At 66.6% G+C, this 22,681-nt stretch carries 27 protein-coding genes; 13 read left to right on the top strand and 14 right to left on the bottom strand.

The genetic code is table 11. The features are described 5' to 3' along the window. The first annotated feature begins 31 nt into the window (after positions 1-31). From BN976_RS15055 to BN976_RS15040, 4 genes are read left to right on the top strand one after another with little or no spacing between them, the layout of a single operon-like run. A complete protein-coding gene (locus tag BN976_RS15055; RefSeq protein WP_199558952.1) occupies positions 32-1,165 on the top strand; it encodes an amidohydrolase family protein in 1,134 nt (377 codons plus the stop codon). A gap of 16 nt (positions 1,166-1,181) precedes the next feature. Further along, positions 1,182-2,324 (top strand): amidohydrolase family protein, encoded by a 1,143-nt coding sequence (locus tag BN976_RS15050; RefSeq protein WP_036371656.1) that lies wholly within the window; start codon positions 1,182-1,184, stop codon positions 2,322-2,324. Between the two features lie 3 nt (positions 2,325-2,327). Further along, entirely contained in the window at positions 2,328-2,717 is a 390-nt protein-coding gene (locus BN976_RS15045) for a Rieske (2Fe-2S) protein (RefSeq protein ID WP_036371654.1), read from the top strand. Between the two features lie 26 nt (positions 2,718-2,743). Next, positions 2,744-3,703 carry an alpha/beta fold hydrolase gene (locus BN976_RS15040; protein ID WP_051558436.1) on the top strand — a complete coding sequence of 320 codons (960 nt, stop codon included), beginning with the start codon at positions 2,744-2,746 and terminating at the stop codon, positions 3,701-3,703. Between the two features lie 8 nt (positions 3,704-3,711). Here BN976_RS15040 and BN976_RS15035 read toward each other — a convergent pair whose 3' ends face one another. Next, positions 3,712-4,188, bottom strand: coding sequence for a hypothetical protein (locus BN976_RS15035; RefSeq protein ID WP_036371652.1), 477 nt, complete (start codon positions 4,186-4,188; stop codon positions 3,712-3,714). 20 nt (positions 4,189-4,208) lie between these two features. On the opposite strand from BN976_RS15035, the gene BN976_RS15030 reads away from it, so the two are divergent. From BN976_RS15030 to BN976_RS14990, 9 genes are all read left to right on the top strand, one after another. After that, entirely contained in the window at positions 4,209-5,501 is a 1,293-nt protein-coding gene (locus BN976_RS15030; protein WP_036371651.1) for an NADH-ubiquinone oxidoreductase-F iron-sulfur binding region domain-containing protein, read from the top strand. An 8-nt stretch (positions 5,502-5,509) separates the two neighbouring features. Continuing rightward, a complete protein-coding gene (locus BN976_RS15025; RefSeq protein WP_036372268.1) occupies positions 5,510-5,803 on the top strand; it encodes a ferredoxin in 294 nt (97 codons plus the stop codon). Continuing rightward, a complete protein-coding gene (locus BN976_RS15020; protein WP_036371650.1) occupies positions 5,800-7,446 on the top strand; it encodes a thiolase C-terminal domain-containing protein in 1,647 nt (548 codons plus the stop codon). The genes BN976_RS15025 and BN976_RS15020 overlap by 4 nt, the downstream gene beginning before the upstream one ends. After that, complete coding sequence (locus tag BN976_RS15015) at positions 7,443-8,327, top strand: alpha/beta hydrolase (RefSeq protein WP_036371649.1); 885 nt, start codon at positions 7,443-7,445, stop codon at positions 8,325-8,327. Before BN976_RS15020 ends, BN976_RS15015 begins: the two co-directional genes overlap by 4 nt. Beyond that, on the top strand, positions 8,327-9,145 hold the full coding sequence (locus tag BN976_RS15010) for an NAD(P)-dependent oxidoreductase (protein ID WP_036371648.1): 819 nt from the start codon (positions 8,327-8,329) through the stop codon (positions 9,143-9,145). Before BN976_RS15015 ends, BN976_RS15010 begins: the two co-directional genes overlap by 1 nt. Next, entirely contained in the window at positions 9,142-9,945 is an 804-nt protein-coding gene (locus tag BN976_RS15005) for an NAD(P)-dependent oxidoreductase (RefSeq protein WP_036371647.1), read from the top strand. The genes BN976_RS15010 and BN976_RS15005 overlap by 4 nt, the downstream gene beginning before the upstream one ends. 121 nt (positions 9,946-10,066) lie before the next feature. Then, complete coding sequence (locus tag BN976_RS15000) at positions 10,067-11,269, top strand: cytochrome P450 (RefSeq protein WP_036371645.1); 1,203 nt, start codon at positions 10,067-10,069, stop codon at positions 11,267-11,269. Continuing rightward, positions 11,266-11,466, top strand: a complete 201-nt coding sequence (locus BN976_RS14995; RefSeq protein WP_011781331.1) for a ferredoxin — start codon at positions 11,266-11,268, stop codon at positions 11,464-11,466. Before BN976_RS15000 ends, BN976_RS14995 begins: the two co-directional genes overlap by 4 nt. Positions 11,467-11,476: 10 nt before the next feature. Further along, complete coding sequence (locus BN976_RS14990; RefSeq protein WP_036371643.1) at positions 11,477-12,265, top strand: alpha/beta fold hydrolase; 789 nt, start codon at positions 11,477-11,479, stop codon at positions 12,263-12,265. Positions 12,266-12,375: 110 nt separating this feature from the next. Here the strand turns inward: BN976_RS14990 and BN976_RS14985 are convergent, their stop codons facing one another. The 13 genes from BN976_RS14985 to BN976_RS14925 all read right to left on the bottom strand — a co-directional run bounded on the left by BN976_RS14985 (position 12,376) and on the right by BN976_RS14925 (position 22,600). Continuing rightward, positions 12,376-12,660: a DUF1330 domain-containing protein gene (locus BN976_RS14985; protein ID WP_011781333.1), complete on the bottom strand. Its 285-nt coding sequence runs from the start codon at positions 12,658-12,660 to the stop codon at positions 12,376-12,378. 19 nt (positions 12,661-12,679) lie between these two features. Further along, on the bottom strand, positions 12,680-12,871 hold the full coding sequence (locus BN976_RS14980) for a ferredoxin (RefSeq protein WP_011781334.1): 192 nt from the start codon (positions 12,869-12,871) through the stop codon (positions 12,680-12,682). Next, positions 12,868-14,151 (bottom strand): cytochrome P450, encoded by a 1,284-nt coding sequence (locus tag BN976_RS14975; RefSeq protein ID WP_036372265.1) that lies wholly within the window; start codon positions 14,149-14,151, stop codon positions 12,868-12,870. Before BN976_RS14975 ends, BN976_RS14980 begins: the two co-directional genes overlap by 4 nt. A gap of 99 nt (positions 14,152-14,250) precedes the next feature. Then, positions 14,251-14,787, bottom strand: coding sequence for a carboxymuconolactone decarboxylase family protein (locus BN976_RS14970; RefSeq protein ID WP_036371642.1), 537 nt, complete (start codon positions 14,785-14,787; stop codon positions 14,251-14,253). A gap of 6 nt (positions 14,788-14,793) precedes the next feature. Beyond that, positions 14,794-15,639, bottom strand: a complete 846-nt coding sequence (locus BN976_RS14965; protein ID WP_011781337.1) for a TauD/TfdA dioxygenase family protein — start codon at positions 15,637-15,639, stop codon at positions 14,794-14,796. 19 nt (positions 15,640-15,658) lie between these two features. After that, positions 15,659-15,994 (bottom strand): hypothetical protein, encoded by a 336-nt coding sequence (locus BN976_RS14960; RefSeq protein ID WP_011781338.1) that lies wholly within the window; start codon positions 15,992-15,994, stop codon positions 15,659-15,661. Between the two features lie 2 nt (positions 15,995-15,996). Next, the gene (locus tag BN976_RS14955) at positions 15,997-17,268 is read right to left on the bottom strand and encodes an aromatic ring-hydroxylating oxygenase subunit alpha (protein WP_011781339.1); all 1,272 of its coding nucleotides are present in this window, start codon (positions 17,266-17,268) and stop codon (positions 15,997-15,999) included. A 36-nt stretch (positions 17,269-17,304) separates the two neighbouring features. Next, positions 17,305-18,051 carry an SDR family NAD(P)-dependent oxidoreductase gene (locus BN976_RS14950; protein WP_036371640.1) on the bottom strand — a complete coding sequence of 249 codons (747 nt, stop codon included), beginning with the start codon at positions 18,049-18,051 and terminating at the stop codon, positions 17,305-17,307. A gap of 32 nt (positions 18,052-18,083) precedes the next feature. Further along, complete coding sequence (locus BN976_RS14945) at positions 18,084-19,121, bottom strand: ferredoxin--NADP reductase (RefSeq protein ID WP_036371638.1); 1,038 nt, start codon at positions 19,119-19,121, stop codon at positions 18,084-18,086. 118 nt (positions 19,122-19,239) lie between these two features. After that, entirely contained in the window at positions 19,240-19,692 is a 453-nt protein-coding gene (locus tag BN976_RS14940) for a MarR family winged helix-turn-helix transcriptional regulator (protein WP_036372262.1), read from the bottom strand. 33 nt (positions 19,693-19,725) lie between these two features. Further along, positions 19,726-20,991: a metal-dependent hydrolase family protein gene (locus BN976_RS14935; protein ID WP_036371637.1), complete on the bottom strand. Its 1,266-nt coding sequence runs from the start codon at positions 20,989-20,991 to the stop codon at positions 19,726-19,728. Continuing rightward, a complete protein-coding gene (locus BN976_RS14930; RefSeq protein ID WP_036371636.1) occupies positions 20,988-21,332 on the bottom strand; it encodes a hypothetical protein in 345 nt (114 codons plus the stop codon). The genes BN976_RS14935 and BN976_RS14930 overlap by 4 nt, the downstream gene beginning before the upstream one ends. Before the next feature lie 2 nt (positions 21,333-21,334). Further along, the gene (locus BN976_RS14925) at positions 21,335-22,600 is read right to left on the bottom strand and encodes an aromatic ring-hydroxylating oxygenase subunit alpha (protein ID WP_036371635.1); all 1,266 of its coding nucleotides are present in this window, start codon (positions 22,598-22,600) and stop codon (positions 21,335-21,337) included. Positions 22,601-22,681 lie beyond the last annotated feature (81 nt).

The following is a 22,681-nucleotide window of genomic DNA, read 5'->3' as shown; positions in this document are numbered from 1 at the left end:
CCCTCGGCCGCGGAAGTAAGGACAGGATTCTGTGAAGGTTCTCAGTGACGGATCCGCCGGCGCACTGGAAGCGCAGGTGAAAGTGCCTGTCATCGATGCCAGCGTGCACATCTTCTGCCAGTCCAACAAGGACTTGCGCATGAACTTCCTGCAGGAGCCCTTTCGCAGCCGGGGCTTCCCCGATTACGAAATGGATTGGTACGGCGCCCCCGGGGGTGAGTACGCCGACCGGACCACGGGTCCTGACGGTCAGTACCCGGGTTCGGACCCGGAGGTGGTGGCCAAGCACCTGTTCACCGACCGCGGCGTGGACATCGCCGTCCTGCACCCGATGACGCGCGGCATCATGCCCGACCGCCATCTGGGCACGGCGCTCGCCGCGGCGCACAACGAGATGATGGTGACGCGCTGGCTGGACCACCCGCAGCTCGGCGAGAAGTTCCGTGGGACGCTGCGGGTCAACCCGGACGACATCGCCGGCGCCCTGCGCGAGATCGACAAGTACAAGCGCCACCCGCGCATCGTGCAGTTGGGCATCCCGCTGCAGTCCCGCGAGCTCTACGGCAAACCGCAGTACTGGCCGCTGTGGGAAGCCGCCGTCGACGCCGGTTGGCCGGTGGCCGTGCACTTCGAGGTCGGGTCGGGAGTGCAGCTGCCACCCACCCCGTCCGGCCTGACCCGCACCTATGAACAGTTCGTCGGCTTCACCGCGTTGAACTTCCTCTACCACCTGATGAACATGATCGCCGAGGGGGTATTCGAACGGATGCCTGCGCTGAAGTTCGTCTGGGCCGATGGGGCCGCCGACCTGCTGACCCCGTTCATCTGGCGGATGGACTGTTTCGGCCGGCCGCACCTGGAGCAGACGCCGTGGGCACCGCGGATACCCAGCGACTATCTGCCCGACCACGTGTATTTCGTGCAGGGCGCGCTCGACGGCCCCGGCGACGTCGACTTCGCGGGCGAATGGGCCGGCTTCACCGGCAAGGACGACATGGTGATGTTCGGCTCAAGCTATCCGCACTGGCAGCTCAACGAACTGTCGGTGCCCACCGCGTACACCCCCGATCAGCGCGACAAGTTGTGCTGGCGCAACGCCGCAGCGCTGTACGGCATCGAATCTCCGGTAATCCCGGCGGTTTCAACCACAGCTGCGGCACAGTAGAGGGCAGGAGGCCACCATGACCGTTACAGCCAACCCACGGGTAGCTGCCGCCGAGCGTATCGCCGTCCGGTGCGTCGACTCCGACGTCCATCCGACACCCCGGCGTGGCGAGCTCGTCGACTACATCCCGGAGCCGTGGCGCAGCAAGTACTTTTTGACCCGCAAGGTCGGCGAGCAGATCTACTACGACGCCCCCGACTATGCGCACTCATACGCCATGCGGGTGGACACGTTCCCGCCTGACGGTGAGTTCGCCTGCAGCGACCCCGATCTGGCGTTCAAACAGCTGATCATGGAGGCCGGGGCGGACATCGCGGTGCTGGAGCCGGCGGCCTACCCGGCCCGGATTCCCGAGGCGCAGCACGCGATGTCCATGGCGCTCAACGACTGGCAGGCCAACCACTGGCTCGACAGCCACAACAACTGGCACGAGCGGTGGCGCGGTTCGATCTGTCTTGCCATCGAGGAGCCCGAGAAGAGCGTCGAGGAGATCGAACGCTGGGCCGGGCATCCGTACATGGCGCAGATCCTGATCAAGGCCGAACCCCGTCCGTCCTGGGGCAGCCCCAAGTACGACCCCATCTGGGCAGCGGCGACCAAGCACGACATCACGGTGAGCTGCCACCTGTCGCGCAGCCACTACGACGAGCTGCCGATGCCGCCGGTCGGTCTGCCCAGCTACAACCACGATTTCATGGTGACGTACTCGTTGCTCGCGGCGAATCAGGTGATGAGCCTGATCTTCGACGGCACCTTCGACCGCCACCCCAACCTGCGCATCGTGTTCGTCGAGCATGCCTTCACCTGGATCCTGCCGCTGATGTGGCGGATGGACGCCCTCTACGAAGCCCGCAAGTCCTGGGTGGACATCAAGCGCAAGCCCAGCGAGTACGTCAAGGACCACATCAAGTTCACCACCCAGCCACTGGACTATCCCGAGGACAAGACCGAGCTGACCCGGGCGTTCGAGTGGATGGAGTGCGAGAAGATCCTGCTGTTCTCCAGCGACTACCCGCACTGGACGTTCGACGATCCGCGATGGCTGGTCAAGCATCTTCCCGAGCACGCACGTGAAGCGGTCATGTTCCGCAACGGGATCGAAACCTACAAGCTGCCGGACACCGTACCGGCGCTCGAGGGTCAGGTTCGGGTCTTCTAACCGATGGACAAGGACAAGACGCCCCGGCTGGCGCAGGGGCGGGAGCATGTTGTCGCCACAGTCGACGAAATCCCGCCTGGCACACACAAACTCGTACCCATCGGGCGCCACGGAGTCGGTGTGTACAACGTCAACGGCACCTTCTACGCGATCGCCAACTACTGCCCCCACGAGGGCGGCCCGTTGTGTTCGGGCCGGGCCAGGGGACGCAATATCGTCGACGAGTCCGTCCCAGGAGACGCGGTGATGGTCCGGGACATGGAGTTCATCTTCTGCCCTTGGCATCAATGGGGTTTCGAGCTCGCCACCGGCACCACCGCAGTCAAACCGGAGTGGAGTATCCGAACCTATCCCGTCCGGGTGGTCGGCAACGACGTCCTGGTGCAGGCATGAGCGAGCTTGCGAGCGAATCAACGGCCATGAGCGAGCTTGCGAGCGAATCAACGGCCACCGGCGAGCTTGCGAGCGAATCAACGGCCACCGGCGAGCTTGGCCCCACGCTGACGGCCGGCGAACAGTCCATCGAGATCAACGGCGGCAACGTCGTCTACGAAATACTCGGTGAGACAGGAGAATTGATCGCACTGACGCCCGGCGGCCGGTTCAGCAAGGACATTCCCGGGCTGCGCCCGCTGGCCGAGGCATTGGTCGAGGGCGGCTATCGGGTGCTTCTGTGGGATCGGCCCAACTGCGGCAAATCCGATGTTCAGTTCTACGGGCAGAGCGAGTCGCACATGCGCGCCGAGACGCTCTACAAGTTGGTGACCGCGCTCGACGAGGCCCCGTGCATCATCCTCGGCGGGTCCGGCGGCGCCCGGGATTCGATGCTCACGACCATGCTCTACCCCGAGATCGTCCGGAAATTGGTGGTGTGGAACATCGTCGGCGGTGTCTACGGGTCGTTCGTGCTCGGTGGGCACTATGTGACCCCGAGCATCCTGGCGGTCCGCGGCCTCGGCATCAAGGGCCTGCTGAACGTGCCCGAGTGGCGTGAGCGCATCGAGCAGAACCCAGCCAACCGTCAGCGTCTTCTCGACCTCGACGCCGACGAGTTCCTCAGGATTATGCTGCGCTGGCTCAACGCTTTCGTGCCCAAGCCGGGTCAGACCATTCCCGGTGTGCCCGACGAGATGTTCGACAACATCACCGTGCCCACCCTGATCATCAGGGGCGGCGAGAACGACTGGGATCACCCCAAGCGCACCTCGCTGGAGGTCCACTGCCTGATCAAAGGCTCCACGCTGATCGACCCGCCGTGGCCCGAGGATGCCTGGGAACGGGCCGGCGAGAAATTCGCCCAGAGCGGCGGCAAGACGTTCTGCCTGTTCGATACGTGGGTGCAGGCGGCGCCCGCCATCCTCGACTTCCTGGGCCGCTGATGGAGGTCTCAATCCACCGTGACGATCCGGATCTCGCAGTTGGTCGACGCCTCCAGCGCGGTGTGGACTCGACTCTCCGGCACCCGGGTCAGGTCGGACTTGCGCAGCGTCACAGTGATGATGTCCCACCCGTCGTCACCGGGGCGGCGCTCGATGACGCCGGTGAGACCGAAGCCGGCGAGCACTCCCTGCGCGTCTTCATCGGTGCCGTGGCTGATGAACGTCAACACGCCGATCACCGGTTCGGTGCGAAACGCTTTGGCGCACAGTATCGCTGCGCGAGACTGCAGTGCTGCGGCATCGGTGCCCGCCATCAGGATCTCGACCTCGCGGCGCTTCGGCGGCAGCGCGGCGAGGTCGTTGTCGATCAGTTCGGCTCCCACCTCGGCGGCCAACCGGCTCAGCTCGGCGGTGCCCGCCGTCAACTGACCGGCCGTGAGCTCACCGGCCAGGTCTACACCGATACGCACCACCGCTGTTCGCATGCAGGGAAGGGTAGCCGCAGATGAGCACGGCGATGAACACTGAACTGACGGTCGCCGCCTGGCCGGGTCTGACCCCGCGTCTGCTCCGTGCCGGGACAGACACCGAGTCGGCCGCGCAGTATCGCGACGCGGGCGGATACCTTCCGCTGTCCGACATCGACTCGCTGCACGACGAGATCGCCCGTGCCGGTGTCCTGGGGCGCGGCGGGGCGGCGTTCCCGATGGCGGTCAAGCTCTCCACGGTGCGCAAGGCGCATCAGAGTGGACGCGACACCGTGCTGGTGGCCAACGGCGAGGAAGGTGAACCCGCCTCGGTCAAGGACCGCTGGCTGTTGCGCCACCGGCCGCACCTGGTGCTCGACGGCCTTCGGCTGGCGGCCCGGATCATCGGGGCCCGTCACGCACACGTCTACGTCTCCGACGAGCGGGCCGCCGCCGCGGTGCGCACAGCGCTCGACGAGATCGCGCCGGACACCCTCGACGGCGTCACCGTCAGCGTGCACACCGTCGCGCCCGGCTATGTCGCCGGCGAAGAAACCGCAGCCGTGCGGGCCATCAACGGGGGGCCGGCCAAACCGACCGACAAGCCGCCGCGTCCCTTCGAAGAGGGAGTCGGCGGCCTGCCGACCGTCGTCAGCAACGTCGAGACGCTGGCGAATCTGCCGTATGTCCACCGGCACGGCGCAGCCGCCTACCGCCAGCTGGGTACCGACGACTCCCCCGGCACGTTCCTCGCGACGCTCACCGGCGGCGGCAGACCCCCTGGCCTCTACGAGATCCCGTTCGGCACTCCTGCCGCGGAACTCATTGGGTTCCACGGCGTTCCCGCTGAGCGGGTCCGCGGCGCGTTGATGGGCGGCTACTTCGCGGGCCTGTTGGACCAGCGCATTCTCGGCGGCGTTCTCGACCACGAGTCACTTCGCGGTCTCGGCAGCGGACTCGGTTGTGGCGCGGTGTCGGTGATCACCGACGAGTGCCCGGTGGCGGTCGGCGCGTCCGTTCTGGCCTACTACGACCGGGAGAACGCCGGCCAGTGCGGCTCGTGCTTCAACGGCACCGCCGCGATGTCCGCAGCCGCGACGGCCCTGCGCGACGGCGTCGCCGGCGACGAGGACCTCGCCCGCCTGCGACGGTGGTCAGAGGTGCTGCGCGGCCGTGGCGCGTGCGCCACCCTCGATGCCGCCTGCAACATCGCCGCCAGCATGCTGGCGATGTTCCCCGAGGACGTGGCACGGCATCTGGGCGGAACGTGCTCAGGTTGTGACACCGGCAGTTTCACCGCCACGCGCCCTTTCGAAGTGGAGTCGCTGTGACCGACAAGATGCGGATCAAGCTCGACCGGACGTTGTGCGACGGGTTCGGCATCTGCGCCAAACACGCACCGGAGTACTTCTCGCTCGACGACTGGGGCTATGCGGTCCTCGTCGGCGACGGCGACATCCCTGAGCGCGACCGCGACGCCGTCTCCCGGGCGCTGATGGACTGCCCCGCGCACGCCATCCTGGAGATCGGTGAGCGCCGTCCGGACGACACCGGAATCCAGCCGCTGCGCGAGCCCGACCTGGAGAACCTGAAGACCGAGGACAACGAGGCCGAGTGGGGCTTTACGCGATGAGTCGACTTCCGCTGCCGCAGGTGACCTTCGACAACGAGTTCTTCTGGAAATCGGGCGCAGATGGGGTGCTCCGCATCCAGGAGTGCGGTGACTGCAAGGCACTCATCCATCCGCCTCAGCCGGTGTGCCGCTACTGCCACGGCCACAACATGGGCCCGCGTGAGGTGTCGGGTCGTGCGGTGCTGTCGGCCTTCACCGTCAACCACCGATTCTCCATCCCCGGCCTGCACGCACCCTATGTCGTCGCACAGGTGGCGATCGAGGAAGACCCGCGGGTCCGGTTGACCACCAACATCATCGACTGTGACCCCGACGAGTTGGAGCTCGGTCGGGTCGTCGAGGTGGTATTCGAAGAGAACGACGACGTCTGGCTGCCGCTGTTCCGACCGACCGCCGAAGCGGAGATGGCACCGCTGCCCGAGGATGAGATCGCGCCGCAGGACTTCGGAAAGTTCGTGCGGCCGATGCTGACGACCGAGAAGTTCGAGGACGCCGCGGCCATCACCGGGATCGGGGCATCCAAGATGGGTCGGCGCCTGATGGTGTCGCCACTGTCGTTGACGTTGGAGGCGTGTGAGGCCGCAATCGCCGACGCCGGGCTGACGCTGGCCGACATCGACGGTCTGTCCACCTATCCCGCGATGGATGCGATGGGCATGGGCGAGGGCGGTGTCACCGCGATTGAGGGCGCTCTCGGCATCAGGCCGACGTGGATCAACGGCGGTATGGACACCTTCGGCCCAGGCGGCTCGGTGATCGCCGCGGTGATGGCCGTCGCGACGGGAATGGCCCGCCACGTGCTGTGCTTCCGCACGTTGTGGGAGGCCACCTTCAATCAACTGATGAAGGAAGGCAGGGTCTCCCCACCGGGCGGCGCCAGGGTGAACAGTTGGCAGGCCCCGTTCGGGGCGACCTCGGCCGCGCACACGCTGGCGCTGAACGCGCAGCGGCACTTTCACCGCTACGGCACCACCAAGGAGACGCTCGGCTGGATCGCATTGAACCAGCGTGCCAACGCGGCGCTGAACCCGACGGCCATCTACCGCGATCCGATGACGATGGACGACTACCTCAACGCCAGACCGATCACCACCCCGTTCGGTCTCTACGACTGTGACGTGCCCTGCGACGGTGCGGTCGCCGTCGTGGTGTCGGCGGTCGACGCCGCTGTCGACCTTCCCAAACCCCCGGTGTACTTCGAGGCGGTCGGCACCCAGATCATCGAACGCACCGACTGGGACCAGACCACACTCACCCACGAACCCCAGGTCCTCGGCCAGGCGGCCCACCTGTGGACCCGAACGTCGTTGCGGCCCGCGGATGTCGACGTCGCCGAGCTGTACGACGGGTTCACCTTCAACTGCCTGTCCTGGCTGGAGGCGCTGGGGTTCTGCGGGATCGGCGAGGCCAAGGACTTCCTCGACGGCGGTAAGGCCATCGCCCGTGACGGCGTGATCCCGCTCAACACCCACGGCGGCCAGCTGTCCCACGGCCGCACCCACGGCATGGGGTTGATCCACGAAGCGGTGTCCCAGCTTCGTGGGGAGGCCGGCGAACGCCAGGTCGACGGCGCCCGCGTCGCCGTCGTCAGCAGCGGCGGCCTGACACCCAGTGGAGCCCTGCTCCTGCGGACGGCCACATGACCTCGGAGTCCCCTCACCCCCGGGTCGTACTGGTCGACGGAGTCCCGATGTCCGCACTCGTGGCGCAGGCCCGTGAGCCGCGTGCGGTGATCCTCGCGGTGCATGGCGGCGCGACGTCCTCGGCGTACTTCGACTGCCCGGGACGCCCGGACCTGTCGCTGTTACGCGGCGCTGCGACAAGGGGATTCACCACGGTCGCCTTGGACCGGCCCGGATACGGCACCTCCGCGTTCTACGCCGCCGAGTTCGCCGATCCGGCGCGGCGCGTCGCCTCGTCGTTCGCTGCGGTCGACAAGATCCTGGCCGGCGCCGACCGCGGCGCCGGGTTGTTCGTGCTCGGCCACTCGGCCGGGTGCGAGCTGGCGCTGCGGATGGCGACCTCCGGCGACGACGTGCTCGGCGTCGAACTGGCGGGCACGGGTCTGCGGTACGGCGAAAAGGCCAAGGACATCATCGCCGCGGCCACGGTCACCAACCGGCCTGCGGGTCTGCGCGATCTGTTGTGGGAGCCCACCGACCTCTACCCGGCCGAGGTGCTCACCGGTGCGCTGTCCGCACCGGGGGTGGCTTACGAGGGCGATGTGACGGCCAACTGGGCGCGCCGCGACTTCCCCGCCATCGCAGCCGATGTCCGTGTGCCGGTGCAATTCAGCATCGCTGAGCACGAGAAGGTCTGGGAGACCGACCCCGAAGCCGTGTCCGCGATCGCTGGACTGTTCACCGCGTCCCCCCGGGTACGGGTCAACGAGGTGGCCGCCAGCGGGCACAACCTGAGCGTCGGCCTGACCGCCGGCGAGTATCACCGGACAGTCATGTCGTTCATCGACGAGTGCATCGCGGCCGCAGACGGCTGCGATCGGGAACAAGTGGAGGCGAGCTGATGCGCGTCGGTTTCATCGGGCTGGGCAGTCAGGGCGGGCCCATGGCACGCCGAATCGCCGAGGGCGGCTTCGAGACGACATTGTGGGCCCGCAGGCCTGCCAGCCTCGAACCGTACGCCGACACGCCCGCCAAGACCGCGGCCACGCCGGCTGAACTCGGTGCGAACAGCGACCTGGTGTGTCTGTGCGTGGTCGGCGACGACGACGTCCGGGAGGTGCTCTACGGCGAGTCCGGCGTGCTGGCCGGCCTGGCCGAGGGCGGCATCATCGCCATCCACAGCACCGTTCACCCTGACACCTGCGCGGAGATCGCGGAAAAGGCGGCGGCCCAGGGCATTTCGGTGATCGATGCGCCGGTCAGCGGCGGCGGCCCTGCGGTGGAGCAGGGCACCCTGCTGGTCATGGTGGGCGGCGACGACGAGGTCGCGCAACGGTGCAGGCCGGTGTTCGCGACCTACGCCGACCCGATCGTGCACCTCGGCCCGCTGGGCAGCGGTCAGAACACCAAGATCCTCAACAATCTCCTGTTCAGCGCGAACCTCGGCAGCGCGGTCAGCACCCTGGAGCTCGGCGAATCGCTCGGCATCCCGCGGCAGAAGCTCGTCGAGGTGCTCAACCGAGGGTCGGCCACCAGTAAGGCGGTCGCCAGCATCTCGGCGTTCGGCGGAACACTCGAGGGCCTGGCACCGATCGCAGGGGCGCTGCTGCAGAAGGATGTCCGGCACGCGGCCAGCCTCGCCGCCTCAGCCAACGCTGCCGAGGGCGCGGTGTTCACGGCGGCCGACGCGGCGCTTGAGGCCATGGACCACAGGCGGTGACAGCCGTCGGTTTCGTCGGGACGGGGCGTATGGGGGCACCCATGGTGACCCGTCTCGTCCAGGCGGGGCACGACGTCCGCGCGCTGGGCAGGAACCCGGACAAGCGCGCCGCGGTCGGCGAATCGGGCGCCCGTGCGGTGGCAGCGCTGGACGAGGTCGCCGACGGTGCCGACGTGGTCGTGGTGTGCGTGTTCACCGACGACCAGGTCCGCGAGGTATGTCTCGACGGCGGCCTCCTCGATGCGATGGCGCCCGGTTCGGTGCTCGTCGTCCACACCACGGGCAGCCCGCGGACCGTCGAGGCGCTCGCGGCCCGGGCTCCCGCGGTGACGGTGCTCGACGCACCTGTCAGCGGTGGTCCCCACGACATCGCCGCCGGGCAGATCACCCTGTTCGTCGGCGGTGACGCGGCCGCGGTGGAGCGGGCACGCCCCGTGCTCGCCGCGTACGGCGACCCGATCCTGCATGTCGGCGAGCTCGGCGCCGGTCAGTGGGTGAAGCTGATCAACAACACGTTGTTCGCCGCCCAGCTCGGAATGCTGCGCGAGGCAGCATCGTTCGGCGCGCGGGTGGGCGTCGACGAGGCAGGACTCCTCGGCGCGATCGGACACGGCAGCGGGGCCAGCCGGGCCGCCGAGATCGTCGGCACCCGAGGGTCTGTGCAGTCGTTCATCGAGTCGGTCGGCGAGTTCCTCGGCAAGGACGTGGCAGTGGTCCGCGAAGTCGCCGCCGAGACCGGCGGCGACCTGGGACTCCTCGAAGGGCTTCTCGATGTCGTCGTCGGCGCGCCGTCGGGGTGATGCGTTCTGCCGACGGCAGACGTGAAAAGTAACCGGTACTGGATCACGCCCCCTGTTAGCGTTACGGTTAAGGCACTTCTCGTAACGCCTCCGGCTCCAGCCCGCCGCGAAGGAGAAAACCATGACCGCTCCCGAACTCCGCTTCGATCCCGTCTCGCAGGACTACTTCGACAACCCCTACGAGATCTACCGAAGGATGCGGGACGAGGCGCCGATCTACTACGACGCCGGAGAGGATTTCTACGCGCTGACCCGCCATGAGGACGTGGCTGCGGCGCTCAAGGACCACGAGGCGTTCTCGTCGGCGCGCGGTTGCGACCTCGGCATGGTGCGCTCGGAAGAGGGCCCGGTGAAGTCCATCATCTTCATGGACCCGCCGGAGCACCGGCACATGCGAAGCCTGCTCAACAAGGCCTTCACGCCGCGGGCCATCCAGTCGCAGCGCGAGACGGTCATCGAACTCGTCGAGCACTACCTGTCCAAGGTCGATCCCGACAATTTCGACGTCGTGCAGGACTTCTCCGGTCCGTTCCCCGTCGAGGTGATCACCCGGATGGCGGGCGTGCCCGAGGAATTCCGGCAGCAGGTCCGGCACTGGATCGACAAGGGCCTCGAACGCAAGCCCGGCCAGATCGAATGGTCGGACGAGAACATGCAGGCCAACATCGACTCGGGCGTCTACTACTACGGTCTGGTGCAGGAGCGGCGGCGGAACCCGCAGGACGACATGATCAGCCGACTGATCGCCGCCGAGATACCCGGCGAGAACGGCGAGATGCGCAGGCTCGACGACATCGAGATCACCGGCTTCACTTCCCTGCTGGGCGGGGCGGGCGCCGAGACCGTCACCAAGTTGCTCGGCAGCGCGGTGGTGGAGTTCGCCCGGCACCCGGAGCAGTGGCAGATGCTTCTCGACGACCGCAGCCTGGTTCCCGACGCTGTCGAAGAGCTGCTGCGGTATGTCGGCCCGGTGCAGTACAACGTCCGCTACACCGTCAAGGAGGCCCACGTGCCCAGCGGGACCATCCCCGCGCACAAGCCGGTGTTCCTGATGAAGGCCGCCGCAAACCGTGACCCCCGCGCCTTCGACAACGCCGAGACGTTCGACATCACCCGGGACCGCACCCAGTCCCAGAACCTGGGCCTGGGCTACGGCATCCACAGCTGCCTCGGCGCGGCGCTGGCCCGGATGGAGACCGCGATCGCGTTGGAGCATCTGCTCGACTTCATGCCCCGCTTCGAGGTCGACTTCTCCGGCCTGCAGCGGGTGAACATGCAGAACGTGGCCGGCTACCACCACGTCCCGGTGAAGGTACTCAGGTGAGCAAGAAGATCGAGGTCGACTTCGGCCTCTGCGAGAGCAACGCGGTGTGTATGGGGATCATCCCCGAGGTGTTCCAGGTCGACGAGCAGGACTATCTGCACGTCCTGCAGGAGGATGTGACACCGGAGAACGAGGCGCAGGTCAACGAAGCGGTGCGGCAGTGTCCGCGCCAGGCCATCTCGATTGTCGACAAGTAGTCCTGCGCCGATGCGCTTCGTCCTGGTGCACGGTGGATTTCACGCGGCGTGGTGCTGGGAGCGCACCATCGACGCGTTGCAGGCCCTGGGCCACGATGCGGCCGCGGTGGATCTTCCGGGCCACGGGGCTCGTCTCGACGAGGAGTCCACGCTGGCCAACCGGCGAGATGCGGTGGTTACGGCGATGCAGGCCGACAGCGCCGAAAAATGTGTGCTGGTAGGTCATTCCGGCGGCGGTTTCGACGCCACGTTGGCCGCCGACGCCCGGCCCGATCTGGTGCACCACATCGTCTACCTCGCCGCAGCGCTACCGCGCGAAGGGCGCACGTATCCCGAGGCGATGGCCATGCGGGACGCCGAGGAGGGCCCGGTCGAACTCGGCGACGATTTCGACGGTGACGTCGGAGAGATGTTGGGGTACCTGAACTTCGATGATGACGGCGCGATGACGTTCGCCGACTTCGACGGTGCGTGGAAGTACTTCTACCACGACTGCGACGAGGAGACCGCCCGCTGGGCCTTCGAGCGCCTCGGCCCCGAACGGTTCGGCGACACCACCGTCACCCCGGTGTCGGTGCCCAACTTCTGGGCAGCCGACCTGCCCCGCAGTTTCATTGTCTGCGAACAGGATCGGTCGATGCCGCGCTGGCTCGCCGATACCGTGGCCCGCCGGCTCGGTGTCGAGCAGCTCACGATCGACGCGTCACACTCGCCGTTCCTGTCGCGCCCGGGTCAGCTGGCCGAGCTCCTCGTGCACGCGACGACCACGACACCGGTCCGCGCGCTATCCCCCTACTGACCTCTTCACCGCGAGCGTGCGTGTCTGCAGGCGACACACCGGCAATCTGCGCCATTCGACGCACGCTCGCCGGGAATGTGCGCACGCTCGTCGCGTGCAGCACGAGGGGGTCAGAAGCCGGCGACGATGACGCCGTTGCAGTCGGCGGCAGCCTGGCGCAGCTTGGCCGCGGCCTGGTACTCGTCGGAGTAGTACCACTCCTTCGCGGCTTCCACTGATTCGAATTCCAGCAGCACGGTCTGGGTGCCGTGCCACTGCCCCTCAAGCGATTCGGCGGCCGGCCCGAACGCCAACACCTTGGCGTTGCCCATCGTCTGGCTGGCCAGCTTCCCGTACTCGGCCATGCCGGCGGGATCCTTGATGTCCTCGGTGATGATCACATAGCCCTTGGCCACAGTCGTGTTTCTCCTGCTCTCAATCGATTTCGCGGATTGCTCGTTCGGGACAGTTGTCGATGGCCTCCCGCACGGCCGGTTCCAGTCCGGCGGGGACGTCACCGGGATCGGCGACGGCCCAACCGTCGTCGGTCATCGAGAAGACCTCGGGACACAGCGTGAGGCACATTCCGTGGCCGGCACAGCGATCCTCGTCGACGGCGACCTTCATCGGACGTCGAACTCAAGGTGCAGTTCGGTCAGGCCGCGCAGAATGTAGGTCGGGATGTAGTCGTACCGCCGGTTGCCCGCAGGACCGTGCTTGCTCTCGGAGATCCGGATGTCGCTTGTGCGGTCGAGAAGTCGCTCCAGACCCACCCGGGTCTCGGCGCGGGCGAGCGGTGCGCCGGGGCAGCTGTGAATGCCGCGGCCGAACGCCAGGTGCTGCCGCGCGTTCTTGCGCTCGGGGTCGAACGCGTCGGGGTCTTCGAAGCGGCGCGGATCGCGGTTGGCGGCGCCGTTGATCACCATCACGGTGCAACCCGCGCCGAGGGCCTGGTCGCCGATGGTGGTCGGCACGCGCGACAGCCGGAAGTCACCTTTGACCGGGCTCTCGATGCGCAGGCATTCCTCGATGAAGTTCGGCAGCAGGCTCCGGTCGGCCCGCAGCCTCTCCTGGATGTCGGGGCGGTCGCCGATCACCTTCAGCGCGGTGCTCAACAACCGCACCGTGGTTTCCTGGCCGGCGGAGAACACGTTGGTCGCCACCCGCACGACGTCGCCGACCTCGGGCACCGTGCCGTCCGGGAAGTTCGCCGTCGCCAGTCCGGTGAGTACGTCGTCGCGGGGCTCGGCGCGGCGTTCCTCGACATAGGTGGCGAACACCTCGTAGAGGTACTCCAGCGGCGTCTTGGTCAGCGTCTTGTCTGCATTGCCCAGCCCGCTACCGTGCGTGCCCTTCGCGAGCCGCTCGAGCAGTTCGGGACGGTCCTCCTCGGGGACGCCGAGCAGGTCGGCGATCACCCGCAGCGTGAACGGCCCGGCGAACCCCTTGATGAACTCCCCCTCGCCCTGGGCCAGGTAGTCGTCGAGGATGTCGTCGGCGAGCTGCCACATCGCGTCCTCGTTCTCTTTGAGACGCTTGGGAGTGATCAGGCGCATCAGCAGCGCGCGGTGGTTGGTGTGCGTCGGCGGGTCGAGCGTCGGAAGCTGGTCGCTGAACGGGATCTCGTCGCGATGCTGCTCGATGAGTGCGGTGATGTCGTCGTCTTGGCGGCCCTCCAGCGATACCGGAAAACCCGGGAACGGACCCGTGACCGAGACACAGGACGAGAACGACTCGGCGTCGTTGTAGACGTCGACGGCCTCCTGCCAACCGGTAACCATCGTGACGCCGTAGTGCTCCTCCCGGCTGACCGGACACTTGTTGCGCAGCGCCTCGTAGAAGGTGTACGGATCGTCCGTCAGGCGACTGTCCCTGAAGAAGTCGACCGTGGTGAGGTCTTCGGCCATGCTCACTCCGTTCCAGCGGTCTCAGGCTGGGAGAACGCGATTCTCATTATTGCGTATCAGGTTTTCATACCCGCTGCCCGGCGTCAACGAGGAGCGGGCTCAGTGTGGTTCCGGTTGCACACCCAGCGTGTTCACGGCCGCACCCAGGAGTTGGTAGCAGCCCACGGTGAAGATCAGGTCCAGCACCTGACGCTCGTCGAAGTGGTCACGTAGGGCCGACCAGGTCGCGTCGCTGACCGTGTTGGCGGCGTCCAACTCGTCGACGGCCCCCACCACGAGGCGGTCGATCTCGTCGGCGGGCCGCCCCTGCCGGATGGCGTCGATCTCGTCGGGCGTGATGCCGGCCCGCTGAGCGATCGGAATATGGTGCTCCCACAGGTAATCCGACCGGCGCACGTGCACGGCCCGCAACAGCGCCACCTCCCGGATCCTGGGCGACAACGTCGACGCGAGCAGCAGATGCGCGTTGAAGTGCAGGTAGGCGCGGGTCAGGGCGGGATGACGGACGAGCGTGGCCAGGACGTTGCCCGCGTCGCGGGGATTGCTGCGACTCGGGGGCAGCAGCGGGGCGAGCGCGTCGAGCACCTCGTCGTCCCACTCCTCGGTGGGTAGCGGCGACAACCGCGGACCGGTCACCGTCGGTTACTGGATCGGCTCGTCGCCGAGCACCGTGGTGCGCAACATCTCCCGCGGCGAGTTCTCGTCGTAGCGAGCGGCGCGGTGCAGAACGCCGCGGTTGTCCCAGATGACGGTGTCGCCGACCGCCCAGTGGTGGCTGTACACCTTGTCGGCCGTGGTGGCGCGGTCGAGCAGCTCGCTCAGCAGCGCGCGACCCTCCTCTGGGTCCATCCCGACGATGTAGTCCGCGGACGCCCCGAGCACCAGTGACTTTCGCCCTGTGCGGTGGGTCCAGACCAGCGGGTGTTCGTGGGTGGGCCGGGCCCGCCACCGGGCCAGCTCCTCCGGTGACGGATCCGGGTTCACGCGGCGCTGCGACGCCTCAAGCGAGTGCACCACCCGCAACGAGGCGAACCGCTGCTTCTCGGCGTCCGTGAGGGCGTCGTACGCCGCATAGGAACTCGCGAATTCTGTTTCTCCGCCGGATTCGGCGACCTGTTTGGCCGACAGCACGGTGGCCATCTGCGGGTAGTCGTCACCGGTGGGCGTGCACCCGTCGATGTGCCAGTCGAACGTCGCGCGCAGATAGGCCGCGGAGGAGTTCTTCGACTTGTCCAGTGTCACGGGGTAGATCCCCGCGACGCGATGGTGGCCGTCCGACGAGAAATCGATCTCGCCGAGGCGGCGGCAGAACTCGACCTGGACCTCGGGTTCCAGGTGCAGACCCGGAAACACCAGTACGCCGTTGTCTTCCAAGGCATCCAGGACCGCCGTGCCCAGCGCGTCGTCGCCGGCGAGCCGTCCGGGGTCGAGACCGGTGACCTCGGCGCCCACCGACGAGGTCAGTTTGTTGATTGTCAGAAGTGTCATCGTTGTGTCGTCCTGTCCGTCAAGGCACCGGCGCGCCGACGCGGTCGATGACCGCGTCGGCGGAGTCGGCAGGTTTCTGGGTACCGAAGACCTCGACGGCCATCGAGACCATGATCATCGAATAGATCAGGTGCAGCAGGTTCAGCACGTCCTCGGGCAGTTCGTCGAGAGGGAATTTGTCGCAGTAGTCGATGGCTTCCTCGAACCGCGGAGTGAACGCGTCGTAGAACTCGTGGATCTCCCCCATCGGGGTCGACAGGCGCATCTGCCACCGGTCGGGCTCCGTTGCCAGGCACCACTTCTCGGCAAACCGCTCGAACTCGGCGAACGTACCGGGCAGTTTCGGTTCGGCCACCGTCACACCCCCACCGGTCGACGCTCGTTCTGATATTCCTCCACCCAGTCGACGGCTGTCTTGTGCAGATGCCGAACCAGGATCTCCTGGTCGTTGAGTGGGTAGTCGTCGACTATCGGTTCGTCCAGGCCGTACTCGAGCGCCGCCTGGGTGCCACCGAGCATGCCCGCGTCCTGCAGGGCGAACTCTTTGAGAACCACCGAGGCGACTTCGTGCTCGATACGTTCCCGGACGGTGCGGGCGGGATGGAATGCGTTGTACGCCTCGAACTTGTGCGTGCTGTGCGACGTGGGCCAGTAGCGGTACAGAAGGTACCAGCCGTGGTAGATGAGAATTTCCAGGTTCGGGAAGATCTGGAAGTTGGTGATGCCCCACGGTTCGATGCCGCCCGGGTTCAGGCCGGCGGACTGATGCGTCTCCGGTGTCCGCCAGGGGCCGACCAACCCGCTGCGGGTGACCCTTTCGACGGGATACATGTATTCCGGCGCCAGCAGCCAGCGACGGGTACCGGCCGTGGAGACCAGCCTGTGCGGCCCGTCGATCTGGAAATGGCCGCATTCGAACGTCGCGTTGGGCTGGCGGACCGCGGACGGCACCTGCTGCGAATGCAGCGACGGTACGTGGTAGTACTCCTGGAACGCGTCGGCGAAGATCTTCCAGTTGCTGTTGTTGTGTGCGACGAAGTCGTAGCGCTCGGTCATCGACTCGAACGGGTAGTCGTCCAGCGCGGTGATCATCGGCCCCAGGAACTCCCGCAGTGTCTGACGCGGCTCCCGATCGAAATTGATGAAGACGAAACCGTTCCACACATCACAGTGCACGGGCGCCAGCCCGTAGTCCTTCTCGTCGAGACCGAAGAATTCACCAGGCTGCTGGACGAACGTCAGATCGCCGGTGAGGTTGTACCGCCAGCCGTGGTACTTGCAGGTGAACTGCCTGCAGGTGCCCTTGACCTCTTCGTTCGGATAGTCGTTCCACACCAGCTTGTTTCCGCGGTGCCGACAGATGTTGTGGAACGCGCGGATCTGTTCGTCGCGACCCTTGACCACGATGACCGACGTCTTCGCGACCTCGATCTCCTTGGTCAGGTAACTGCCCGCCCGGGGCAGCTCCTCGACACGCGCGACGTTGAGCCAGGCACGTTTGAAGATGGCTTCCCGCTCCAGCTCATAGAACTCCGGCGACGTCGAGTCCCGGAACGACACCGGTCCGGTGCCGAGGTCCGGATAGTGCTGCGTCCAACTGCCCTCGACGGGCTTGGGCCACTTAGCCATGTGAACCTCCCTGTGGTAGTTCGCTTTTCATCCCGGTCACGCCATCACCGACCCGCCGTTGACACCCAGGGTCTGACCGGTGATGAAACCGGCCTCCTCCGAGCACAGGAAACCCACCGCCGCGGCGATGTCGTCGCCGGTACCGAGGTGGCCGACCGGGATGCTGGCCGCCATCTGCTCGTTGGGCGGCAGGAAGCCGGCCGCCTGGGACTGGTGCTGCATCGGTGTCTCGATGCCGGACGGCGGAACGTTGTTGACCGTGATGCCGGCCGGCCCGTACTCGCGGGCCAGCGACCGCGTGAACGAGATGAGCGCACCCTTGGACGCGGCGTAGTGCGCCATACCGGGTGATCCGCGCTGGGCGCTGGAGGACGAGATCATCACGATGCGGCCCCAGCCGGCGGCAAGCATGTCCGGGATGGCCACCTGCGCGCAGTGGAAGGTGCCGTTGAGGTTCACCTCGATCAGCCGCTGCCACCGATCCGGCGAGATCTCCAGGAATGGCGCGAAGTCAACCAGCCCTGCGCTCGTCACCAGGATATGGACCGGCCCGAGTTCGGTGCGTACCTTGGCGAAGGCCTCCTCGACCGCCGTGCGGTCGGTCACGTCGGCCGCGACGCCGAGGGCTGACACCCCGTCGGCCCGCAGGTCCTCGGCAACCCGTTGTGCCGCTTCGCCGTCCAGATCAAGCACGGCGATCTTGCATCCCCGCCTGCCGAGTTCATGACAGGTGGCCTCGCCCATTCCGGAGGCGCCACCCGTCACCACCGCCACGCGGATCATCTGTGTCGCCTCATGCTCACGGTTTGACGCTCCTACTCATAGATCATGTGGACCTTGCGACTGGTGGGCAGTGCCTGGCACGAGACGACCCACCCCTCCTGCACCTCGTCCGGCTCCAGTGCTTCGTTGTTCAACATCCGGGCACTGCCCTCGACGATCCGCGCCATACACGTTCCGCAGGAGCCGGTTTCGCACGACGACGGCGCCTTGAGCCCCTGTTGACGGGCGGTCTGCAGGAGGGTGTCACCCTGCCGGTAGGCCGCGGTGACCTTCTGACGCTGCAGCTCGATCAGGACTTCTTCGCATGCCTGCGCGTCACCGTCGAGGATGGCCGGTACCTCGGCCATGGTGAAACGCTCGAGATGCAGACGGCGCTTCGACACACCCACCTCCAGGAGGGTGTTCTCCACCGTGTCCATGAAGGGGGCGGGCCCGCAGACGTAGAAATCAGCGTCGCCGGCCCGGGCGACGAACGACTCTACCGCCGAGGCGGTGACCACGCCCGCGTCCTCGTCGTAGTGGTGCTCAACGGTCAACCGATCGGTGTGCTGCTCGGCCAGGCGCGTCAGCGACTCGGAGAAGATCACCGAATCACGGCCGCGGTTGGCGTAGAACAGTTTCACGGCCCGCTCGGTACCGGCCAGCGCGGTGCGCACCAGGGACATGATCGGGGTGATCCCACTCCCGCCCGCAAACGCGACCAATGCCCCTGGGCTCGAATCACTTTCGGCCAGAGTGAATCTGCCCTCCGGCGGCGCGGCGTGGAGTTCGTCACCCGCTGCCGCCGTGTCGTTGATCCAGTTGGACACCACACCGCCGGGATCCCGTTTGACGGTGATGCGCAACTCGTCTTCCACCGGCGCCGACGACATCGAGTAGCAGCGACGCAGGTCGCGTCCTCCGACGCTGACCCGCAAGGTCAGGAACTGCCCGGCCTTGTATTGGAAGCGGTGCGAGCAGTACTCCGGCACGTCGAGCACCAGCGAGACCGCATCGGCGGTCTCGCGGACCACCCGCTTGATGCGAAGCGGCGCGAACCCTTCGGCAGGGTCAGTGAGTTCCTCGGCCATCCCCGATAGAGTATCAAGTACTTGTCATCAATCTCAAGTAGTTGACGCCACTTCCGCCGAAATTGCATTCCAGCAGCGAAAGTTCGTGAAAGCGCCTGCTGGAATGCAATTTCGGCGATCAGGGGTCGACGTGGTCGGTGTAGAGCTCGTGCCCGGTCCCCTGCTCCACGACCCGGCCGAGCAGCTCGCGCAACGTCTGCTGCTCAGCCTTCGACAGCACACCGAACACCCTGTCGTGCGCGGCGATGGCATCGTGCAGGACCGCAGCAGCGACCTTGCGCCCCTTGTCGGTCAGGAAGGCCTGCAGGATCCTGCCGTGAGCCGGATTCTGCTTGCGCTCGACCAGTCCCTGACGCTCGAGCGCGGTCAGGGCCAGTTGCACGCCCTGCGGGCTGATCAGCAACCGCCGAGCCAGTTCCGCGCCCGACAGGCCCGGCTCGTTGGCCAGCTGACGCAGTACCCCGATCTGCGCGGTGCTCACCCCATGCTCGCTGATCGCCTCGTTCACAGTGGTCAGCGAGAAGTAGAAGGCCTGCTTGAGCAGCCACAGAATGTTGTCGGTGAGCTCGATGCCCGTCACGTCACGCGCGTCCATGCCTAGACGTTAGCCCTCGCGACCGCCGCCCTCAGCGCCCTTGTGGACCACGCCGTCCTTCATCACGAACCGCACGTCGAGTGTCGTCGCGATGTCGTTCGACGGATCCCCCGCCACGGCGATGATGTCGGCGAGATAGCCGGGGGCGAGCCGTCCGAGTTCGTCGTCGGCCTCGATGAGCTCCGCCGCGGTCATCGTCGCCGCTCGCAGCGCCTGCATCGGCGACATGCCGCGGGAGACCAGGGCGCGCAATTCCTTGGCGTTCTGGCCGTGCGGAATCGCGGGAGCGTCTGTGCCGCAGGCGATCCGAACGCCGGCCGCGATCGCCTTCGGCAGCATGGCCTGGGCCTGCGGGAAGACCACCTCGGCCTTCTTGCGCAGCTCCGGTGCGATGCGGTCGATCGCCATCGCCTCGGTGAGATAGGTGGTCGAGACGAGGAAGGTGCCGTGGTCGGCCATCATCTGGATGGTCTCGTCCGAAGCCAGGAACCCGTGCTCGATGCAGTCGATGCCGGCGCGGATACACGCACGAATCGCGCTGTCCCCCACCGCGTGCGCGGCCACCCTGACACCGGCCCGATGCGCCTCGTCGGCGATGGCGGCGAACTCCTCGTCGGAGTACTGCTGCGCGCCGGGCGCGGTGCTGTGCGACATCACCCCGCCGGATGCGGACACCTTGATGAGCTTCGCGCCGTGGCGGATCTGGTACCGCACACACGCGCGGACGTCGTCGACGCCGTTGGCGATGCCCTCGGCGACCGAGAGCGGCATGATGCCGGGCGCGAGCCGTTGGAACACCGTGGGATCCAGATGCCCTCCGTACGGGGTCACCGCGTGGCCGGCCGGATAGATCCTCGGCCCGACATGCCAACCTTGCTCGATGGCGCGCTGCAACGCCACGTCGAGCAGATAGCCGCCGGTTTTGACCATCAGTCCGAGGTTCCGCACGGTGGTGAACCCGGCGTCGAGGGTGGTACGCGCGTTGACCGCCCCGCGCAGCGTGCGGTAGGCGGGGTCGTCCTGCACGCCGTGCATCGGGCTGGGCAGCCCCTCCGGACCGCCCGGACCGCCGATGAGCAGGTTGAGTTCCATGTCCATCAAGCCGGGCAGCAGGGTGACATCACCGAGATCGATGACCGTCGGCGAATCGGCCGGTTCACCGGCCGGGTTGATCGCCTGGATGCGGTTGCCCTCGACGACGATGACGGCGGGAGCGCGAACCACTCCGGCCTCGACATCCGCCCACCGGGCGGCCTTCAGAACGGTGCCGGTCACGGAACGGGTTCGGCGTCGCAGTCCAGCGACGTGGCGCCGGTGTCGGGAACCTTGGGCTGTTTCCAGCACTCGACCGGAAACGAGGCCTGAATCATCGAATAGAGCATGTGCATCAGGTTGAGCACGTCCTCGGGCATATCGTCGAGCGAGAATTTGTCACAGTAGGCGATCGCCTCCTCGGCCCGCGCGGTGATGGCGTCGTAGAAGGCCTGAAGTTCGGGCATCGAACTGCTCAGCCGCTTGGCGTAGCGCTCCGGTTCGGAGCCCAGACACCAGTCGGAGAACGCTTCGAGGTCGGCGAACTCCGGCGGCAGCTTCGCGGTTGCGGCTTGGGCGGCCATGCTCACACCCCCGCCGTCTTGCGCCGGTACTCGTCGACCCAGGCCGCCGTTTCGGTGTGCAGATGCCGGATCAGCACCTCCTGGTCGCAGAGCACGAACTCGTCGAGCACCTCCGACTCCACCATCGACTGCGTGGCCTCGAGCGTGTTGGCGTCCTGCAGTCCGTACTCCTTGAAGGACACCGCGGCGAGTTCCTGCGCGATGCGCTCCCGCGGGGTCCGCGGCTGCGGGAAATACACGGTGCCCTCGAACAGGTGCGTGTTGTGAGACGTCGGCCAGTAGTGGTAGGTCAGGTACCAGCCCTGGCCCCAGAACAGCATGACGAAGTTCGGGAATAGCTGGAACGAATCCAGGCCCCAGGGGTCGCATTTCGCGGGGTTCAGTCCGACCGGCATCTCCCCCAGATCCGGCTTGTCCCAGGGTCCGAACAACCCGCTCTGGCAGATGTCCTCGATTGGTTTGCGCATCTCGTCGGCAAGTTCCCAGGCCCGGATACCTGAGGTGCTGACCAGCCGGTGCGGGCCTTCGATCCGGTAGTGCGGCGCCTCGAAACCCGCCTCCGCGGCCGCCTTCGAGTACGCCGTCGGCGACTGGTTCGCGTGCAGCACAGGTGCGTGATAGAACTCCTGGAAAGCGTCCATGTAGAGCTTCCAGTTGGCCTTCACCTCGGAGCGATAATGGAATCGCGACGTCATCCGATCGAACGGATAACCCTCAAGATCGGTGATCATCGGACCGAGAAAGTCGCGAAGGGACTGCTCGGGCTGCTTCGCGAAGTTCACGAAAATGAAGCCCTCCCATACGTCGCAGTGAACGGGAACCAGGCCGTAGCGGCTCTTGTCGAGGTCGAAGAACTCCCCCTCCTGCTGCACGAACGTCAGGTTGCCGTCGAGGTCGTAGCGCCACGCGTGGTACTTGCAGGTGAACTGGCGGCAGACCCCGCTGGTCTCTTCCAGCGGCATGTCGTTCCACACCAGCTTGTTGCCGCGATGCCGGCAGATGTTGTGGTACGCCTTCACCTCACCGGTGGTGGTGCGCACCACGATGATCGAGGTGTTGACGACCTTCATTTCCTTGGTGAAGTAGCTGCCCTTACGTGGAATCTGTTCGACGCGACCGACATTGAGCCAGACACGCCTGAACACTGCCTTGCGCTCGAGCTCGTAGAACGCCGGGTCAACGGAGTCGCGGTAGGACACCGGACCGGTGCCCAACTGCGGATAGTGTTGAGTCCAGCTGCCTTCTGGCGGTTTGGGGAATCGGGCCATCGTCGCCTCCTGTTGACTGCAATCACTGCCGCGGCGCCGCCCCCAAGGCGACAGGACAGACTCGCAGGCAAACACACAGGC

Origin of the sequence: Mycolicibacterium austroafricanum (genome assembly GCF_000612725.1) — a bacterium.
GTDB classification, from domain to species: domain Bacteria; phylum Actinomycetota; class Actinomycetes; order Mycobacteriales; family Mycobacteriaceae; genus Mycobacterium; species Mycobacterium austroafricanum.
Note: the sequence above shows the minus strand (reverse complement) of the source record. Positions and strands in the feature narration are given on the sequence as shown.

Excerpts from the sequence above, each read along its gene's own strand:
- BN976_RS15050 (WP_036371656.1), top strand. The coding sequence starts at position 1,182 with ATGACCGTTACAGCCAACCCACGGGTAGCTGCCGCCGAGCGTATCGCC.
- BN976_RS15045 (WP_036371654.1), top strand. The coding sequence starts at position 2,328 with ATGGACAAGGACAAGACGCCCCGGCTGGCGCAGGGGCGGGAGCATGTT.
- BN976_RS15040 (WP_051558436.1), top strand. The coding sequence starts at position 2,744 with ATGAGCGAGCTTGCGAGCGAATCAACGGCCACCGGCGAGCTTGCGAGC.
- BN976_RS15035 (WP_036371652.1), bottom strand. The coding sequence starts at position 4,188 with ATGCGAACAGCGGTGGTGCGTATCGGTGTAGACCTGGCCGGTGAGCTC.
- BN976_RS15030 (WP_036371651.1), top strand. The coding sequence starts at position 4,209 with ATGAGCACGGCGATGAACACTGAACTGACGGTCGCCGCCTGGCCGGGT.
- BN976_RS15025 (WP_036372268.1), top strand. The coding sequence starts at position 5,510 with ATGCGGATCAAGCTCGACCGGACGTTGTGCGACGGGTTCGGCATCTGC.
- BN976_RS15020 (WP_036371650.1), top strand. The coding sequence starts at position 5,800 with ATGAGTCGACTTCCGCTGCCGCAGGTGACCTTCGACAACGAGTTCTTC.
- BN976_RS15015 (WP_036371649.1), top strand. The coding sequence starts at position 7,443 with ATGACCTCGGAGTCCCCTCACCCCCGGGTCGTACTGGTCGACGGAGTC.
- BN976_RS15010 (WP_036371648.1), top strand. The coding sequence starts at position 8,327 with ATGCGCGTCGGTTTCATCGGGCTGGGCAGTCAGGGCGGGCCCATGGCA.
- BN976_RS15000 (WP_036371645.1), top strand. The coding sequence starts at position 10,067 with ATGACCGCTCCCGAACTCCGCTTCGATCCCGTCTCGCAGGACTACTTC.
- BN976_RS14990 (WP_036371643.1), top strand. The coding sequence starts at position 11,477 with ATGCGCTTCGTCCTGGTGCACGGTGGATTTCACGCGGCGTGGTGCTGG.
- BN976_RS14980 (WP_011781334.1), bottom strand. The coding sequence starts at position 12,871 with ATGAAGGTCGCCGTCGACGAGGATCGCTGTGCCGGCCACGGAATGTGC.
- BN976_RS14975 (WP_036372265.1), bottom strand. The coding sequence starts at position 14,151 with ATGGCCGAAGACCTCACCACGGTCGACTTCTTCAGGGACAGTCGCCTG.
- BN976_RS14965 (WP_011781337.1), bottom strand. The coding sequence starts at position 15,639 with ATGACACTTCTGACAATCAACAAACTGACCTCGTCGGTGGGCGCCGAG.
- BN976_RS14955 (WP_011781339.1), bottom strand. The coding sequence starts at position 17,268 with ATGGCTAAGTGGCCCAAGCCCGTCGAGGGCAGTTGGACGCAGCACTAT.
- BN976_RS14950 (WP_036371640.1), bottom strand. The coding sequence starts at position 18,051 with ATGATCCGCGTGGCGGTGGTGACGGGTGGCGCCTCCGGAATGGGCGAG.
- BN976_RS14945 (WP_036371638.1), bottom strand. The coding sequence starts at position 19,121 with ATGGCCGAGGAACTCACTGACCCTGCCGAAGGGTTCGCGCCGCTTCGC.
- BN976_RS14930 (WP_036371636.1), bottom strand. The coding sequence starts at position 21,332 with ATGGCCGCCCAAGCCGCAACCGCGAAGCTGCCGCCGGAGTTCGCCGAC.
- BN976_RS14925 (WP_036371635.1), bottom strand. The coding sequence starts at position 22,600 with ATGGCCCGATTCCCCAAACCGCCAGAAGGCAGCTGGACTCAACACTAT.